The organism is Kitasatospora sp. NPDC059973, assembly GCF_042737525.1.
Classification (GTDB): Bacteria; Actinomycetota; Actinomycetes; order Streptomycetales; family Streptomycetaceae; genus Kitasatospora.
In genome coordinates this window covers 1-14,697 of the sequence record NZ_JBHWUI010000191.1, presented here as the reverse complement: position 1 = coordinate 14,697, position 14,697 = coordinate 1, and the positions used below count along the sequence as shown (strand labels likewise).

General features: G+C 73.2%; 10 protein-coding genes. 7 read left to right on the top strand and 3 right to left on the bottom strand.

The genetic code is table 11. From position 1 onward, the window contains the following. Positions 1–56 precede the first annotated feature (56 nt). The gene (locus ACFWA9_RS33870; protein ID WP_380392468.1) at positions 57–1,649 is read right to left on the bottom strand and encodes a M4 family metallopeptidase; all 1,593 of its coding nucleotides are present in this window, start codon (positions 1,647–1,649) and stop codon (positions 57–59) included. A 158-nt stretch (positions 1,650–1,807) separates the two neighbouring features. Here ACFWA9_RS33870 and ACFWA9_RS33865 point away from each other — a divergent pair, with 158 nt between their 5' ends. Further along, complete coding sequence (locus tag ACFWA9_RS33865; protein ID WP_380392465.1) at positions 1,808–2,209, top strand: GNAT family N-acetyltransferase; 402 nt, start codon at positions 1,808–1,810, stop codon at positions 2,207–2,209. Between the two features lie 168 nt (positions 2,210–2,377). Then, positions 2,378–3,706, top strand: coding sequence for a hypothetical protein (locus ACFWA9_RS33860; protein ID WP_380392462.1), 1,329 nt, complete (start codon positions 2,378–2,380; stop codon positions 3,704–3,706). Between the two features lie 46 nt (positions 3,707–3,752). Here ACFWA9_RS33860 and ACFWA9_RS33855 read toward each other — a convergent pair whose 3' ends face one another. After that, entirely contained in the window at positions 3,753–5,978 is a 2,226-nt protein-coding gene (locus ACFWA9_RS33855) for an amino acid adenylation domain-containing protein (RefSeq protein ID WP_380392459.1), read from the bottom strand. A gap of 277 nt (positions 5,979–6,255) precedes the next feature. On the opposite strand from ACFWA9_RS33855, the gene ACFWA9_RS33850 reads away from it, so the two are divergent. From ACFWA9_RS33850 to ACFWA9_RS33830, 5 genes are all read left to right on the top strand, one after another. Then, positions 6,256–7,080, top strand: a complete 825-nt coding sequence (locus tag ACFWA9_RS33850; protein ID WP_352297899.1) for an ATP-binding cassette domain-containing protein — start codon at positions 6,256–6,258, stop codon at positions 7,078–7,080. Positions 7,081–7,400: 320 nt separating this feature from the next. Further along, entirely contained in the window at positions 7,401–8,546 is a 1,146-nt protein-coding gene (gene efeO, locus ACFWA9_RS33845; RefSeq protein WP_380392457.1) for an iron uptake system protein EfeO, read from the top strand. A 126-nt stretch (positions 8,547–8,672) separates the two neighbouring features. Then, on the top strand, positions 8,673–9,992 hold the full coding sequence (gene efeB, locus ACFWA9_RS33840) for an iron uptake transporter deferrochelatase/peroxidase subunit (protein ID WP_380392455.1): 1,320 nt from the start codon (positions 8,673–8,675) through the stop codon (positions 9,990–9,992). Positions 9,993–10,043: 51 nt separating this feature from the next. Then, positions 10,044–10,892 (top strand): iron uptake transporter permease EfeU, encoded by an 849-nt coding sequence (efeU, locus tag ACFWA9_RS33835; protein ID WP_329486013.1) that lies wholly within the window; start codon positions 10,044–10,046, stop codon positions 10,890–10,892. A gap of 440 nt (positions 10,893–11,332) precedes the next feature. Further along, complete coding sequence (locus tag ACFWA9_RS33830; RefSeq protein WP_352297907.1) at positions 11,333–11,980, top strand: HNH endonuclease family protein; 648 nt, start codon at positions 11,333–11,335, stop codon at positions 11,978–11,980. 100 nt (positions 11,981–12,080) lie between these two features. On the opposite strand, the gene ACFWA9_RS33825 is transcribed toward ACFWA9_RS33830, so the two are convergent. After that, positions 12,081–14,660 (bottom strand): ABC transporter permease, encoded by a 2,580-nt coding sequence (locus ACFWA9_RS33825; protein WP_380392453.1) that lies wholly within the window; start codon positions 14,658–14,660, stop codon positions 12,081–12,083. Positions 14,661–14,697 lie beyond the last annotated feature (37 nt).

Here is a 14,697-nt window from a genome sequence, read left to right as displayed (position 1 = left end):
CGTCGCCCCGGGGAACCCCGGGGCGACGGGCCGCCGTTGGTGCGCGGAGCGGGTCGTCAGCTGACCGCGACGGCGCTCCAGGCGGCCGCGACGGCCTTGTACTCGGTGCTGGTCGCGCCGTACAGGTCCTTCGCCGCACTCAGGGTCGCGGTGCGCGCGGCCTTGTAGTTGGTGGTGGAGGTCATGTAGACGGTCAGCGCGCGGTACCAGATCTTGGCGACCTTCTGGTTGCCGATGCCGGTCACCGTGGACTGGTTGCAGGTGGGGCTGTTGTAGGTGAACCCGTTGATGGTCTTGCTGCCGCTGCCCTCGCTGGCGAGGTAGAAGAAGTGGTTGCCGACGCCCGAGGAGTTGTGCACGTCGAGCTGCCCGACCTTGCTGGTCCAGCAGTCGGCGGACCCGCCGTCCAGCGAGGGCTTGTCCATCCGGCGCAGCCACGGCGGGGTGGACTGGTCGCTGAACAGGTAGTCGGGGGTGTCCACCTTGTTGTTGGCGTACCACTCGACCATGGTGCCGAAGATGTCGCTGGTGGACTCGTTGAGGCCGCCGGACTCGCCGCTGTAGCGCAGGTTGGCGGTCGCGCTGGTGACGCCGTGGGTCATCTCGTGGCCCATGGTGTCGAGGTCGACCTGCTCCGGGTCCTTGGAGCCGTCGCCGTCACCGGTCATCATGCAGAAGCAGCTGTCGGACCACTGGGCGTTGTCCCAGTCGGTGCCGACGTGCACGAAGACGGTGGCGCCCTTGCCGTCGTTCTTGATGCCGCTGCGGCCGAAGGTGTTCTTGTAGTAGTCGTACGTCCAGGCGGTGTTGGCGTGGGCGTCGACGGCGGCGGTGGCGCGGTCGGTGGAGAACTTCTTCCCGTCGCCCCAGGTGTTGTCCGTGTCGGTGAACAGCGTGCCGGAGCTCGCCTTGAGCGAGCCCGCGGAGACGTTGTGCGCGTCCCTGGTGGTGTGCTTGCGCACCGGGTCGATCAGCGCGAAGCCACCGGACTGCGCGGTGGTGTCGATGGTGATGTCGCCGGTGTACTCGGAGTGGCCGGTGCCGCTGGCCTGGTGCTCGGAGTCGTAGCTCTCGATCTGCTCGCCGGTGGAGGCGTCGGTGACGACGACCTTCCCGGCGGGCTGGCCGTGGTCGCCGACACCGGCGACGGTGGTCTTCCAGGCGAGGCGGGGCGTGCCGTCGGCGGCCCAGACGACCAGTTCGGGGGAGCTGGTCGCGGAGCCGATGGACGGCGCGGACTGGAGGGCGCGGCTCGCGGAGGTCTGCGCCGGGACCTTCGGGACGATGGACGCCACCGCGGCCTCGTGGGCGGCGGCGCGGGAGGAGTCCTTGAGCCGGCCGCGCGCGTCCTGGTGCACGACCAGGTCGCCGCCGACGACGGGCAGGCCCTGGAAGGTGCGGTCGAAGCGGACGTGCTGGGTGCCGTCGGCGTCGATGATGACGTCCTTGACCTGGAGGTCCTGGCCGTCGCCGAAGCCGAACACCCCTGCGTTGTGGGTGACGTTGGCCCTGGCCTGGGCGATCGCGGCGGCGTGGTCGGTGGGGGCGGCCGACGCCGTGGCGGTCTGGAAGGTGGCGGCCACGAGTGCGGCGGTGACCGCTATGGCTCCGGCCGCGAGCTTGCGGCGGTGAGAGGAGATGGGGCTCACTCTGACTCCAGTCGGGGGTAGCTGCAGGGATACGAGCTGGGTCAGAGTTTGACGGTGAACTGACAACGTTGGCTAGAGGCTTGAAGAGACCTTGACCATTCTGTGTTCTATCCTGATCGAACTTGATAGGTAGTGAACACATGCCTTGGGAGGCCACCGTGACGACCCGGTACCTCTGGCGCGGCGCCTTCACTAACGGTGAACTGGCCGCTCTGCATGCGGAGGGGTTCGGCGCCCCCGCCGAACCGGTCGACTGGCGCGGCCGGTTGGAGCGCCACAGCCTCGGCTGGGTCACTGCCCGGCCGGTGGACGGCGGCCCGCTGACCGGGTTCGTCAACGTCGCCTGGGACGGTGGTACGCACGCCTTCCTGCTGGACACCGTCGTCTGCTCCGGTGCCCGGCGCGGTGGCGTCGGTGCCCGGCTGGTCGCCACGGCCGCCGAGGGAGCGCGTGCCGCCGGCTGTGAATGGCTGCACGTCGACTTCGAGGACCACCTGCGCGGCTTCTACCTGGACGCCTGTGGGTTCCGCCCCACCGCCGCCGGCCTCCTGCGCCTCTGAAAGGCGCCTCTGACCGGTATCTCTGACCAGTACCTTCGACCAGTACCTCTGAACGGCGCCCCTGCTCCGCCCCTCCGACTGCCCCTCCGCGCGGGACCGAGTGCGAGCGCCGTCGCCCGGTGTCGCCGATCCCCTGCGGGCGGTCCCGCCGGCCCGTACGCTCGCGGGATGGACGGATGGCTGGGCGCCTGGACGGGCGGGCGGCGGGCGGTGCACCTCGGGAACGTCGCCGACTTCAACGAGCAGTTCCTCGCGCCGGGGACGGACCCCGACCAGCGGTCCCGGCGCCTGCGGCAGGCACACCACTACGCCGGGATGGCGAGCTGCTACAGCCCCGAGCCCGCGCTGCTGGTCCTGCCGGGCGAGGTCGAGCGGGCCTGGATCGACTGGCTCGCACGGGAGTTGGAGTGGGGGCGGGTCGAGCTGTACAGCGGGATCGCGCCGGAGCGGACGCTCGCCCAGGCCCTCGCCGACCGGCCGGCCCTGGCGGAGCGGATCGCCACCGCCGGTCTCCCGGTGCTGCGGTGGGGACGGACGGCGGCCCAGGGCGAGGGCGCGGAGCTGGCGGCCGTGCGGCGCTACGAGTCCAAGGCCGCCGCGCACGCCCTGTTCACCGAAGTGGCCCCGGAACACCACGGGATCGTCGTCCCCCACCAGGAGCAGCCGGGCTCCCGGCGCCGCGCCGCCCGCCGGCTGACCGCCCGCGCGAGCCGCGGCCTCACCACCGTGCTGAAGAGCCCGCACGGCGTCGGCGGCTACGGGACGGTCGTGGTGACCCCGCAGGACGTGTTCGCGGCCGGCGGCGGCCGGGCCCTGCTGCGCCGGCTGACCGGGGCCGAACTGCCGGCGCCTGGTGGGGACGTGCTGCTGGAGGAGTACATCGACGGCGGCCGCGCCGACCGGCTGCGCGACCTCACCTTCGACGCGGTGGTCGGCGACGACGGCCGCGTCCACCCGGTCGGCGTCGGCGAGATGGCGGTGCACGGCACCCGCTACCAGGGGGTGACGGTCGGCCCGGGGGTGGTGCCGGCCGGCGCGGCGGCGATCGCCGAACGGTTCGGCCTCGCGGTCGGCGAGCGGCTCGCCGCCGAGGGCCACCGGGGCTGGTACGACGTCGACTTCGTCACCGACCGGGACCGCCGGCTCGCCCCCACCGAGATCAACCTGCGGCTCACCGGCCCGGCGATCGCCTTCGTGCTGCGGGCCCGGCTGGACCTGGTCCGCGGCCCCGGCCACCTGGTCCGCACCCTGGACGCGCTGCCGCTCGGCGCCCGGATCTCCCAGGAGGCGCTCCACGACCACCTGGACCGGCTGCGCCCGCGCTGCGCCCGCCTCGGCGTGACCGTCCTGCCGCTGGTCGCGACGGCGGGCTACGAGCCGGAGCCCGCCGTCGGACTGGCCCTCGCCGCGCGCGAGGCCGAGGCGCTGGAGGCCGCGCAGGCGCTGATCGGAGCCGGGAACCACGCGCTGGGCCGGATGTTCGAGGCCCTGCGCTGAGGGGTGCCGGACCGGCCGGGCCGGGGTGCCTCGACCCGCCGCCGCCTCACCTCCGCGCGGACGGCGGGTGCCAGGCGAGGAAGCGGACCACGACCACGGCCGCGATCATCAGCGCGACGTTGAAGGCGTAGACCAGGAGCGACTGCCGCGACCAGTCCACCGGTGAGCTGGTCCGGTACAGGTTGTCCTGCGGCCACCAGGAGGCCAGCAGCCAGAACACCGACAGGTGGGTGGCGAGCGTGAGTCCCCGTGGCCTGCCGTGCGCGGTGAGCATCGGCCATCCGGCCAGCAGGAACGCCGCGCCCAGCCCGAACGAGAGCCACTCGGCGATGTACAGGGCGTGGAAGTAGGAGGCGAAGGGGTCCGGCACCCGGGACAGGTCGGTGGAGCCCGGCCAGAGGGAGTCGGTGAGCAGCCAGGCCGCGAAGGCGAAGGGCAGGGCGATGAGGAGCCAGCCGCAGCCGGACAGGCCCGGCCCGCCGGCGCCGGCCGCCCGGCCGGAGCCGGTCCCCCCGCCCGCGCCCTTGAAGCCGGCGCCCTTGTGACCGGCCGAGCCGCCCGCGCCGGCCTTCCCGGACCGGGGGCCGGTGGAGTCGCGCGGCGCCGGCAGCGGCAGGGAGCCGCGGTCGAGCTTGCCGGCCCTGGTGCGGGGGAGCGCCGACAGCGGCACCACCGCGGTGGGCAGGTCGCCGGCGGGCAGGCGCTTCGTCAGGTAGGCGGAGAGCGACCACGCGTCCGCCCCTTCGGCCTCCGGGTCGGTCACCGCGTACCCGACCAGCGCCCGCCGCCCGGGCTCCGGCTCCACCTCGGCGACGGCGGCCTCCCGGACCGCCGGGTGCGAGCGCAGTACGCCCTCGGCGGCCGCGGCCGTGGTGACCCGCTCGACCACGGCGGCGGCCCGGGCGGAGTCGACCGGCCCCACCACGGCCTCGGCGCGGGCCGTGAACTCCAGTACGCCGTCCGCGCGGATCCGCCCGAGGTCGCCGGTCAGCAGGACCCGGCCGTCCGGGTCGAAGGCCGCGGGCCGGAACCGGCGGTCCGTCTCCTCGGGCCGGTTGAGGTAGCCCCGGCCCAGGCCCGCGCCGGCGACCGCGATCTCGCCGACCGTCCCGCTCGGGGCGGGCTCGCCGTCCGGGCCGAGCACATGGACCCGGGCACCGGGGAACGGCCGGCCGACCAGCGAGACCCGCTCGCTGCCCTCGCCGCCGGTCGCCCCGGCCGCGTCGAAGTAGCTGCTGTCCACGGAGGCCTCGGCGAGGCCATACACGTTCAGCACCCGGACGTCTGCCCCGAGCAGCCGCTGCAGGCCCAACTGCTCGTCCAGGTACCACTTCTCGGCGCCCACGGTGAGCAGCCGCACACCGGTCAGCGCCCCGCCCGAGGCCGCGAGGTGCGCCCGCAGGCGGCGCGCCGTGCGGACGTTGAGCTCCAGCACGGTGATGCCCTCGGCGGCGACCAGGGCCGGCAGGTCGGCGATGTCGGCGCTGCGGTCCAGGGTGAGGTTGCGCGGTGCGACCACCAGGGTGGCGCCGGTGCAGAGCGCGCGCACCCAGTCCGCGGTGAAGACGTCGAACTCCAGGCTCGCCGTCTGCAGGATCCGGTCGGAGGCGCGGAGCCCGTAGACCGAGCGCCAGCCGCGGTAGGCGGCCAGCAGGTTGCGGTGCTCGATCAGCACGCCCCGGGGCAGTCCGGTCGATCCGGAGGTGAAGAAGACGCAGGCGAGGTCGTCCGGGCCGGTGGCCACCACCGGCGGACCGGTGGGCAGCGCGGTGACCGCCTCGGTTGCGCCGCCGGCCCCGACAGCCCCGACGGCTCCGACCTTCTCGCCCGCTCCGACCGTCGCCGCCTCGCCCGTCCCGGCCGGCGCGTCCACGCAGACGACGGCCCGCCCGCCGGCGTCCGTCAGCCGCACCCGGTGGCTCTCCTCGGTCACCACCACGGCCGGATCGGCCTCCGCGAGCACATGGCGCAGCAGCGGGTCGGGCGCCCCCGGCTCCAGCGGTACGTACGCGCCACCGGCCTTCAGCACCGCGAGCAGGGCGACGAACACCTCGGTGCCCCGGCCCAGCGCCACCGCGGCCCGGCCGCCGGGCTCCAGCCCGGCCGCCGCCAGGTGGCGGGCCAGCCGGTCCGCCCGCGCGTCCAGCTCACCGTAGGTCAGTTCCCGCGCGCCGCAGCGGACGGCGACCGCGTCGGGCGTCTGGCGCGCCTGCTCCTCGAACCGCCCGTGCAGCGTTCCGGCGCGCCCCGCCGGTTCCGCGTCCCACCCCATCCGTCCAGCCCCCTTCGCATCGTGCTCCGCTCCGATCCTCCCGCCAACTGCCCGCCACGAACAGGGGCGTGCGGACCGGCCGGTCGGTCCGCGCCCCGGCCCGCCCCCACGCGCCCCGGAGCGGGGCGACCGCCGGAGCCGGTCCACACCTCGGACACTCCGGGCCGCCGCCGCTCCGACGGTTGTACTCTGCACGCGGACGGCCGGTGCCAGCCCGCCCGGTGCGGCGCCGCGCCCGCACCCTGTCCGGCGCCGATCCCACGGAGGCCCGCCCGCCATGAGCACGTCCGAACCGCTGCCCGCCGGCCCGCTGCTGCGCACCCGGGACGTCGACGTCGTCCGGGACGGCCGCTACCTGCTGCGCGGGATCGACCTCACCATCGAGCCCGGCGAACACTGGGCGCTGCTCGGTGCCAACGGCGCCGGCAAGTCCACGCTGCTGGCGCTGCTCGGCGCGGTCTCCCACCCCACCCGGGGCACGGTGGACGTGCTGGGCCGCCGGCTCGGCCGGGTCGACATCCGCGAGCTGCGCGCCCACCTCGGTCACGTCAACCCGCGCCACCCGCTGCGTTCGCCGCTCTCCGTGCGCGAGGTGGTGCTGACCGGCCTCACCAACACCATCGAACCGGATCTGCACCGCAAGCCGTCCCCCGAGGAGCTCGACCGCTGCGAGCGACTGATCGAGACCCTCGGCATGACGGCCATGGCGGAGTCCCCGTGGCCCACCCTCTCCCAGGGGGAGCGCGGCCGGGCCCTGATCGCCCGCGCCCTGATGCCCAGCCCCCGGCTGCTGCTGCTCGACGAGCCCGCCACCGGGCTCGACCTCACGGCCCGCGAGCTGCTGCTCGACAGCCTGGACCTGCTGCGCCATCAGCACCCCGAGCTGGCCAGCGTGCTGGTCACGCACCACCTGGAGGAGCTGCCGGAGAGCACCACGCACGCGCTGCTGCTGCGTGACGGCGAGTGCGTCGGGGCCGGGCCGGTGGACGAGGTGATGACCACCGAGCTGGTGAGCGCCTGCTTCGGCCACCCGATCCGGATCAGCCGGCACGAGGGCCGCTGGAGCGCCCGCGCCGCCGCCCGCCGCACGCCCGGCGGCTGAGGAGACGGCCCGCTGAGGGCAGGAGCCGCTGAGGACAGGAACCGCTGAGGACAGGAACCGAGGAGACCAGGAGCCGAGGAGGGCCCGCGTCGCTGAGGGCGGCCGGTCGGTGGTGGCCGGAATCGGTCGGTGCGCTGACGGCACCCCGACCGCCCGGCCCATCCCCACCTGCGGGGATCGAAGTCGACCCCGGTGTAGACGGCGAAATCAGATATCCCTAAGGTATGCCTTAGCTAAGTGGGTGGGGGGAGCCGGTGACCCCGGTTCCGTACCCACCCTCAGTCATGCCCTGAACCGTCTGCCTTCCCGCTGGAGCCCTCATGTCCGCCCGTCGTTCCACTGCCGCCGCGCTGCTCACCCTCGCCGTGGCGACCGCCGCGCTGGCCGGTTGCTCGCAGAAGAAGGACGACAAGGCCTCGGCCGACGCCGTGAAGGTGAACGCCACCGACACCGCCTGTGAGGTCTCCAAGACGACCTTCCCGGCCGGCCACGTCGTGATCGACATCGCGAACAAGGGCTCGAAGACCACCGAGGTCTACGTCTACGGCGACGGCGACAAGATCATCACCGAGCGCGAGAACATCGGCCCCGGCACCAAGGCGACCATCAACGCCGAGATCAAGGCCGGCTCGTACGAGGTCGCCTGCAAGCCGGGCATGGTCGGCGACGGCATCCGTCAGAAGATCACCGTCACCGGTGACGCCGCCGCCTCGGGCGCCTCGACCGACCCGCGCCTGACCGCGGCCGTCGACGCCTACCGCACGTACGCCCAGGAGCAGGCCGACGCCACCATCCCGGCCGTCGAGGCGTTCGCCGCCGCGATCAAGTCCGGCGACGTGGAGAAGGCCAAGCCGCTCTACGCCCCGTCCCGCACCGGTTGGGAGCGCACCGAGCCGGTCGCCGAGAGCTTCGGTGACGTCGACCCGAAGACCGACACCCGCGAGGACAAGCTGGAGCCGGGTCAGGAGTGGACCGGCTGGCACAAGCTGGAGAAGTCGCTCTTCGCCGACGCCAAGATCGGTGACGACGAGAAGAAGCTCGCCGACCAGCTGGTGGCCGACCTGAAGGACTGGCAGAAGAAGATCCCCGGGGCCGAGATCACCCCGACCAGCATGGCCAACGGCGCCAAGGAGCTGCTGGACGAGGTCGCCACCAACAAGATCACCGGCGAGGAGGACCGCTACAGCCACACCGACCTGGCCGACTTCGTCGCCAACGTCGAGGGTGCGCAGAAGGCCTACGAGCTGCTGAAGCCGGTCGCCTCGGAGAAGGACGCGGAGCTGGCCAAGACCCTGGACTCGGAGTTCGCCGCGATCCAGACGCTGCTCGCCAAGTACAAGCAGACCGACGGCACCTACACCTCCTACGACAAGGTCACCGAGGCCGAGCGCAAGACCTTCTCCGACGCGGTGAACTCGCTGGGCGAGCCGCTGTCGAAGCTGGCCGCCGCCGTGGTCGTCAAGTAGCACCTCCCGGTCAGCAGGTGCCGGCCCCCGGGGGGCCGGCACCGTCACCCTCCCACCACATCGCCGTGGCGCCCCCAGTGGCCGTCACGGTATCCGTGAGTCAGCACACAGAAGGGCCGCCCGTCGATGGACGCCGAGAACCAGCAGCAGAACGGGACGCCGGCCGGCACCGACGCCGCCACGAGTGAGCGCGGCGACGCCGACCGCGGCCCGATCAGCCGCCGGGCCGTGATCGGCTGGGCGGGCGCGGGCGTCGCGATCGGCGCCGCCGGGGTCGGCTCGGTGGCCGCCGCCACCCGGCAGGACGACGACACCCCCGCGCCGGCCGCCGCCCCCGCGAACATCCCCTTCTACGGCGAGCACCAGTCGGGCATCGCCACGCCCGTCCAGGACCGGCTGCACTTCGCCGCGTTCGACGTCTCGGCGACCGCCACCCGCGAGTCGCTGGTCAAGATGCTCAAGGAGTGGTCCAAGGCGGCCGCCGCGATGACGGGCGGGCGCGAGGTCGGCACCGGCGCCGCCAGCGGCCTGCCCGAGGCACCGCCGGACGACACCGGCGAGGCCCTGGGCCTGCCCGCCTCCCGGCTCACCCTCACCATCGGCTTCGGCCCCGGCCTGTTCGAGAAGGACGGCGTGGACCGGTTCGGCCTCAAGGCCCGGCGCCCCGAGGCCCTGATCGACCTGCCGAACTTCAAGGGCGACAAGCTCGACCCGCAGCGCAGCGGCGGCGACCTCTGCGTCCAGGCCTGTGCCGACGACCCGCAGGTCGCCGTGCACGCGATCCGCAACCTGGCCCGGATCGGCATGGGCACGGTCAACATCCGCTGGTCGCAGCTCGGTTTCGGCAAGACGTCCTCGACCACCCCGGACGCGCAGACCCCGCGCAACATGATGGGGTTCAAGGACGGCACCCACAACATCGCCGGCAGCGACACGGCGAAGCTCGCCGAGCACGTCTGGGTCGCCCCCGGCGAGGGCCCGGACTGGATGACCGGCGGCTCCTACCTGGTCGCCCGCCGGATCCGGATGCACATCGAGACCTGGGACCGTACCTCGCTCAAGGAGCAGGAGGACGTCTTCGGCCGCACCAAGGGCGAGGGCGCGCCGTACGGCAAGCCCAAGGAGCACGACGCGCCGGACCTCAAGGCGATGCCCGAGGACTCCCACGTGCGCCTGGCCCACCCGGACAGCAACAGCGGCCTGATGATCCTGCGCCGCGGCTTCTCCTTCACCGACGGCACCGACGGCCTCGGCCGCCTGGACGCCGGCCTGTTCTTCCTCGCCTACCAGCGGGACAGCCGCAAGGCGTTCGTCCCCCTCCAGCAGCGCCTCGCCTCCAGCGACAAGCTCAACGAGTACATCCAGCACGTCGGCTCCGCCCACTTCGCCTGCCCGGCGGGCGTCCGCAAGCCCGGCGAGTGGTGGGGCCAGGCCCTCTTCGGCTGACCTGGCGCTCCCGCCCACCCGCGTACCACCTCTTCACCCCCAGGAGCCAGCGTGTTCGGCAACTACCTGATCGGCCTGCGCGAGGGCCTCGAAGCGAGCCTCGTCGTCTGCATCCTGATCGCCTATCTGGTCAAGACCGGCCGCAAGGACAAGCTCCTGCCGGTCTGGTCGGGCGTCGTGGCGGCCGTCGTCCTCAGCATGGCCTTCGGCGCCGTCCTGCAGTTCGGCTCCTCGCAGCTGAGCTTCGAGGCGCAGGAGGCGCTCGGCGGCTCGCTGTCGATCATCTCGGTCGGTCTGGTCACCTGGATGGTGTTCTGGATGCGGCGCACCGCCCGGCACCTGAAGACCGAGCTGCACGGCAAGCTGGACGCGGCGATGGCGATGGGCACCTTCGCGCTGGTGGTCACCTCCTTCCTGGCCGTGGGCCGGGAGGGGCTGGAGACCGCGCTGTTCATCTGGTCGGCGGTGCAGGCCACCGACGACGGCTACAACCCCGTGATCGGCGCGGCCCTGGGCCTGGCCACCGCGGTGGTGCTCGGCTGGCTGTTCTACCGGGGCGCGCTGAGGATCAACCTGGCGAAGTTCTTCACCTGGACCGGCGCCATGCTGGTCGTCGTCGCGGCCGGCGTGCTCGCCTACGGCGTGCACGACCTCCAGGAGGCCGGCTGGCTCGGCGGCCTGCACAGCCAGGCCTTCGACATCAGCAGCACCATCCCCAAGGACAGCTGGTACGGCACCCTGCTGAAGGGCGTCTTCAACTTCCAGCCCGACCCGACCGTCCTCCAGCTGGTCGTCTGGGCGGCGTACCTGATCCCGACCCTGGCGATCTTCTTCGGTCTCTTCGGCGGCCGCCCGGCCAAGCCGCTCGCGAACGCCGGACCGGCGAAGACCGCCGCCTGACGGCCCACCGGCGGCCACCCGCACAGCAACCGCACAGCAACCGCACAGCACCCGAACCGCCCCGCCCGGCCGCCGCCGGACGGGGCGGTTCGGCATGTCCGGGGTCTCGTCCGTTCACGGTGCCGCGGACTGCCGCGCTACCGCGGCGGCCCGTACGCCAGGAGGAGGACGGCGAGGGCGGCGGGACCGATCCCCGTCATCACCCCCGGGGGCGCCGCCCGGCGTGCCGCCCGCCCGGTGCTCCCACCGCGTACGGCACCGCACGGCGCCCCGCGCCGCGCGGCGCCCGCGCGGTACCCCGCGCCGAGCTGACCACCGGTCAAAAAGTTCATCCCAGGGTCTACCCGCGTAAACCCCCGACGCGCCATGCTGGTTGCCAGCCCGGGCCGCTTCCGCCCGGGGGCTTCCGCCTGCCCTCACACCGATTCTGGAGTCCCCGTATGCCTGCGATACGCACGCTGCACCGCGCCCTGCCGGCCGCCCTCGGCGCCCTGCTGCTCGCCCTCACCGCGCTGCTGGCCGGCGCCGGCACCGCCCAGGCCGCCCTGCCCACGCCGGTCTCGGCCGCGACGGCCCGCACCTACCTGGCCTCCATCGCGACGGGCGCCGAGACCCACGACGACACCTACGACCGGACGCTGTTCCCGCACTGGATCACCATCGCCGGCACCTGCAACACCCGGGAGACCGTCCTCAAGCGCGACGGCAGCGGCGTGGTCACCGACTCCGCCTGTGCCTCCGTCAGCGGCACCTGGTCCTCGGTCTACGACAACGCGACCACCACCAACGCCTCCTCCTTCGACATCGACCACCTGGTGCCGCTGGCCGAGGCCTGGCGCTCCGGTGCCTGGGCGTGGACGACGGACCAGCGCAAGGCCTTCGCCAACGACCTGACCCGCCCGCAGCTGCTGGCCGTCTCCGCGAGCTCCAACCGCTCCAAGGGCGACCAGGACCCGGCCCACTGGCTGCCGCAGACCTCCTACCGCTGCACCTACGCCCGCGCCTGGGTGCAGGTGAAGTACTTCTACGGCCTCTCCGTGGACACCGCCGAGAAGAGCACCCTCTCCTCGATCCTCAACGGCTGCTGACCGGACCCACTGCTGACGAATCGTTCATGCACAGAGCTCCGCCCGCCGGGTCCTTCCCGGCGGGCGGAGCTCTTCGGGTGTCGGTCGCCCTCCCGGGGCGCTACTCGCTCTTGATCGCGCCCAGGATGTCCATCCGGGCGGCCCGGCGGGCCGGCCAGAGGGCGGCGAGCAGGCCGATCACGGCGGCGGCGACCAGGAAGCCCAGGATCTGGACCGGCGGCACCACCGTGGTGATGCCCTTGAAGGTGTCCGCCATCGTGCGGGTGCCCGCCCAGGCGGTCACGATGCCGAGCAGCACGCCGACCACGCCGCCGAAGAGCGCGATCATCAGCGACTCCAGCCGGACCATCCGGCCGATGCCGCGCCGGTCCAGGCCGATCGCCCGCAGCATGCCGATCTCCCGGCGGCGCTCGAACACCGACATCGCCATGGTGTTGACGACGCCCAGGACGGCGATCACCACGGACATCCCCAGCAGGCCGTACATGATGTTCAGCACCGCGGTGACCAGCTGGCGGTTCTCCGCCTTGATGTCCTTCTCGCCCTTGACGGCGATCAGCGGGTTGCCGCCGGTGGCGTCGCGCAGGGCCTGCTTCAGCTTGGCGTCGGCGCCGTTCACGCCCTTGACCAGGACCTTCTGCGGTCCGGTGCCGGGTGCGGCGTGCGGGCCGACCACGGAGTCCGGGGCGACCAGACCGGCCAGCGCGGTGCCGGCCTCCAGCACGCCGCCGACGGTCAGCGAGCCCTCGGTGCCGTCCGGGTAGGTGAAGGCCAGCGGGTCACCGGGCTTCAGGCGCAGGCGGTCGGCGGTGCCGGAGCCGACGAGCAGCTCGCCCCGCTTCAGCGCGTCCGCGCTACCGGCCTTCACCGTGATGGTGGCCAGCTGGTCGATGGTCGCGGCGTCCACCGAGGTGACCACCTCGCGGTCGTCGCGGTTGCCGGGGCCGGCCGCGTCGCCGGTCCCGACCAGGACGGTGCGCACCACGCTCATCGCGCTCACGCCCGGAGTCCGGGCGACCTGCGTCGCGACCTCGGGGGACAGCATCGAGGAGTTCTGCATGGCGACGGTGTAGTCGGCCTTGGTGTCGTTCTCGGTCTCCTCGTCCACGGCCTTGTTCACCGAGGCACCGATCACGGTCAGCGCGGTGATCAGGGTGACGCCGATGGTGAGGGCCGAGGCGGTGGCGGCGGTGCGGCGCGGGTTGCGCACGGCGTTCTCGCGGGCCAGCTTGCCCGGCGTCCCGTACAGCCTGCGCAGCAGCGGGGCGAACAGCGCGATCAGCGGCCGGGCCAGCAGCGGGGTCAGCACGAACACGCCGATCAGCAGCGCGCCCGCGCCGGCGCCGACCAGCTTGCCCTCCTTGCCGGCGGCGCCGGCCAGCAGGCCGCCGACGCCGGCCGCGGCGAACAGCAGGCCGATCGTGTTGCGCACCCGCAGGCTCTTCTGGGTGGCCGGCTGCTCGACCGAGCTCATCGCGGCGACCGGGGCGATCCGGGAGGCGCGGAGGGCGGGCAGCCAGGCGGCGAGCACCGTCACCAGCACTCCGATGGCGACCGAGACGAGCACCGTGGACGGGGCGACCACCAGCGGGCCGTCCGGCAGGTTGGCCTCCATCGGTCCGTTCAGCAGCGCGCGCAGGCCGGTGGCGATGCCGATGCCGGCGAGCAGTCCGGCCACCGAGGCGGTCAGGCCGACCAGCAGCGCCTCGACCAGCACGGAGAGGGTGACCTGCCTGCGGTTGGCGCCGACGGCGCGCAGCAGGGCGAGCTCCTTGGTGCGCTGGGCGACCAGCATGGTGAAGGTGTTGGCGATGATGAAGATGCCGACGAACAGCGCGATCGCGGCGAAGCCGAGCAGCACGCCGCTCATGCCCTTGGTGCCCTCCTGGATCATCCGGTCCTGCTCGGCGGCCAGCTCGCGGCCGGTCTTCGCCTCGATCGAGTCGTCCTGCGGGACGGCCTGCCGGACGGCGGTGAGCAGCGCGCGGTCGTCGGCGCCGGGCCGGCCCTTGACGTCGATCTCGGCGAAGCGGCCCGGGCTGAGGTAGAGCTGCTGGGCGGTGGCGGTGTCGAAGGCGGCGAGCGAGCCGCCGGAGACGACGCGCGGGTCGTTGGTGTGCAGGGTGCCGGTGAGCTTCAGCTCCATGACCGGGCCGTTGACGGCCACCCGGACGGTGTCGCCGACCTTGTAGCCGCCCTTGTCGGCGGTCTTCACGTCCAGCGCCACCTCGCCGGAGCCGCGCGGGCCGCGGCCGTCGACGAGCGGGTAGCGCGGGTCGGTGCCGTCGGCGCCCGGCACGTAGTTGGTGCCGGTGGTCGAGAAGCCGTCGCCGATCAGCGCGCCCTTGCGGTCGGCGATGCCGGCGAAGCCGGTGACCACGCCGCGGGCCTCGGCGGCGCCGGGCAGCAGGGCGACCGCCTTGCGGGTGGACTCGGTCAGGGTGGGGTCGGTGGTGCTCCCGCCGCTGAGGTCGTACCCCCGGTCGACGGCGCTGCGGTCACTGATGGTGACGGCTATGTCGGTGTAGCTCTTGGCGCTCTGGGAGCGCAGCGCGTTGCCGAGGGTGTCGGTGAAGACGAGCGTGCCGGCGACGAAGGCGGTGCCGAGCATGACGGCGAGGACCGTCATCAGGAGTCGGCCCTTGTGGGCCAGCACGTTGCGCAGTGCGGTGCGGTACATGGGGTGTCCTGAACTCTGCGGAGGGGCGGGCTGCTGT

Coding starts and splice junctions, on each gene's coding strand:
- ACFWA9_RS33860 (WP_380392462.1), top strand. CDS start 2,378: ATGGACGGATGGCTGGGCGCCTGGACGGGCGGGCGGCGGGCGGTGCAC.
- ACFWA9_RS33855 (WP_380392459.1), bottom strand. CDS start 5,978: ATGGGGTGGGACGCGGAACCGGCGGGGCGCGCCGGAACGCTGCACGGG.
- ACFWA9_RS33850 (WP_352297899.1), top strand. CDS start 6,256: ATGAGCACGTCCGAACCGCTGCCCGCCGGCCCGCTGCTGCGCACCCGG.
- efeO (WP_380392457.1), top strand. CDS start 7,401: ATGTCCGCCCGTCGTTCCACTGCCGCCGCGCTGCTCACCCTCGCCGTG.
- efeB (WP_380392455.1), top strand. CDS start 8,673: ATGGACGCCGAGAACCAGCAGCAGAACGGGACGCCGGCCGGCACCGAC.
- ACFWA9_RS33830 (WP_352297907.1), top strand. CDS start 11,333: ATGCCTGCGATACGCACGCTGCACCGCGCCCTGCCGGCCGCCCTCGGC.
- ACFWA9_RS33825 (WP_380392453.1), bottom strand. CDS start 14,660: ATGTACCGCACCGCACTGCGCAACGTGCTGGCCCACAAGGGCCGACTC.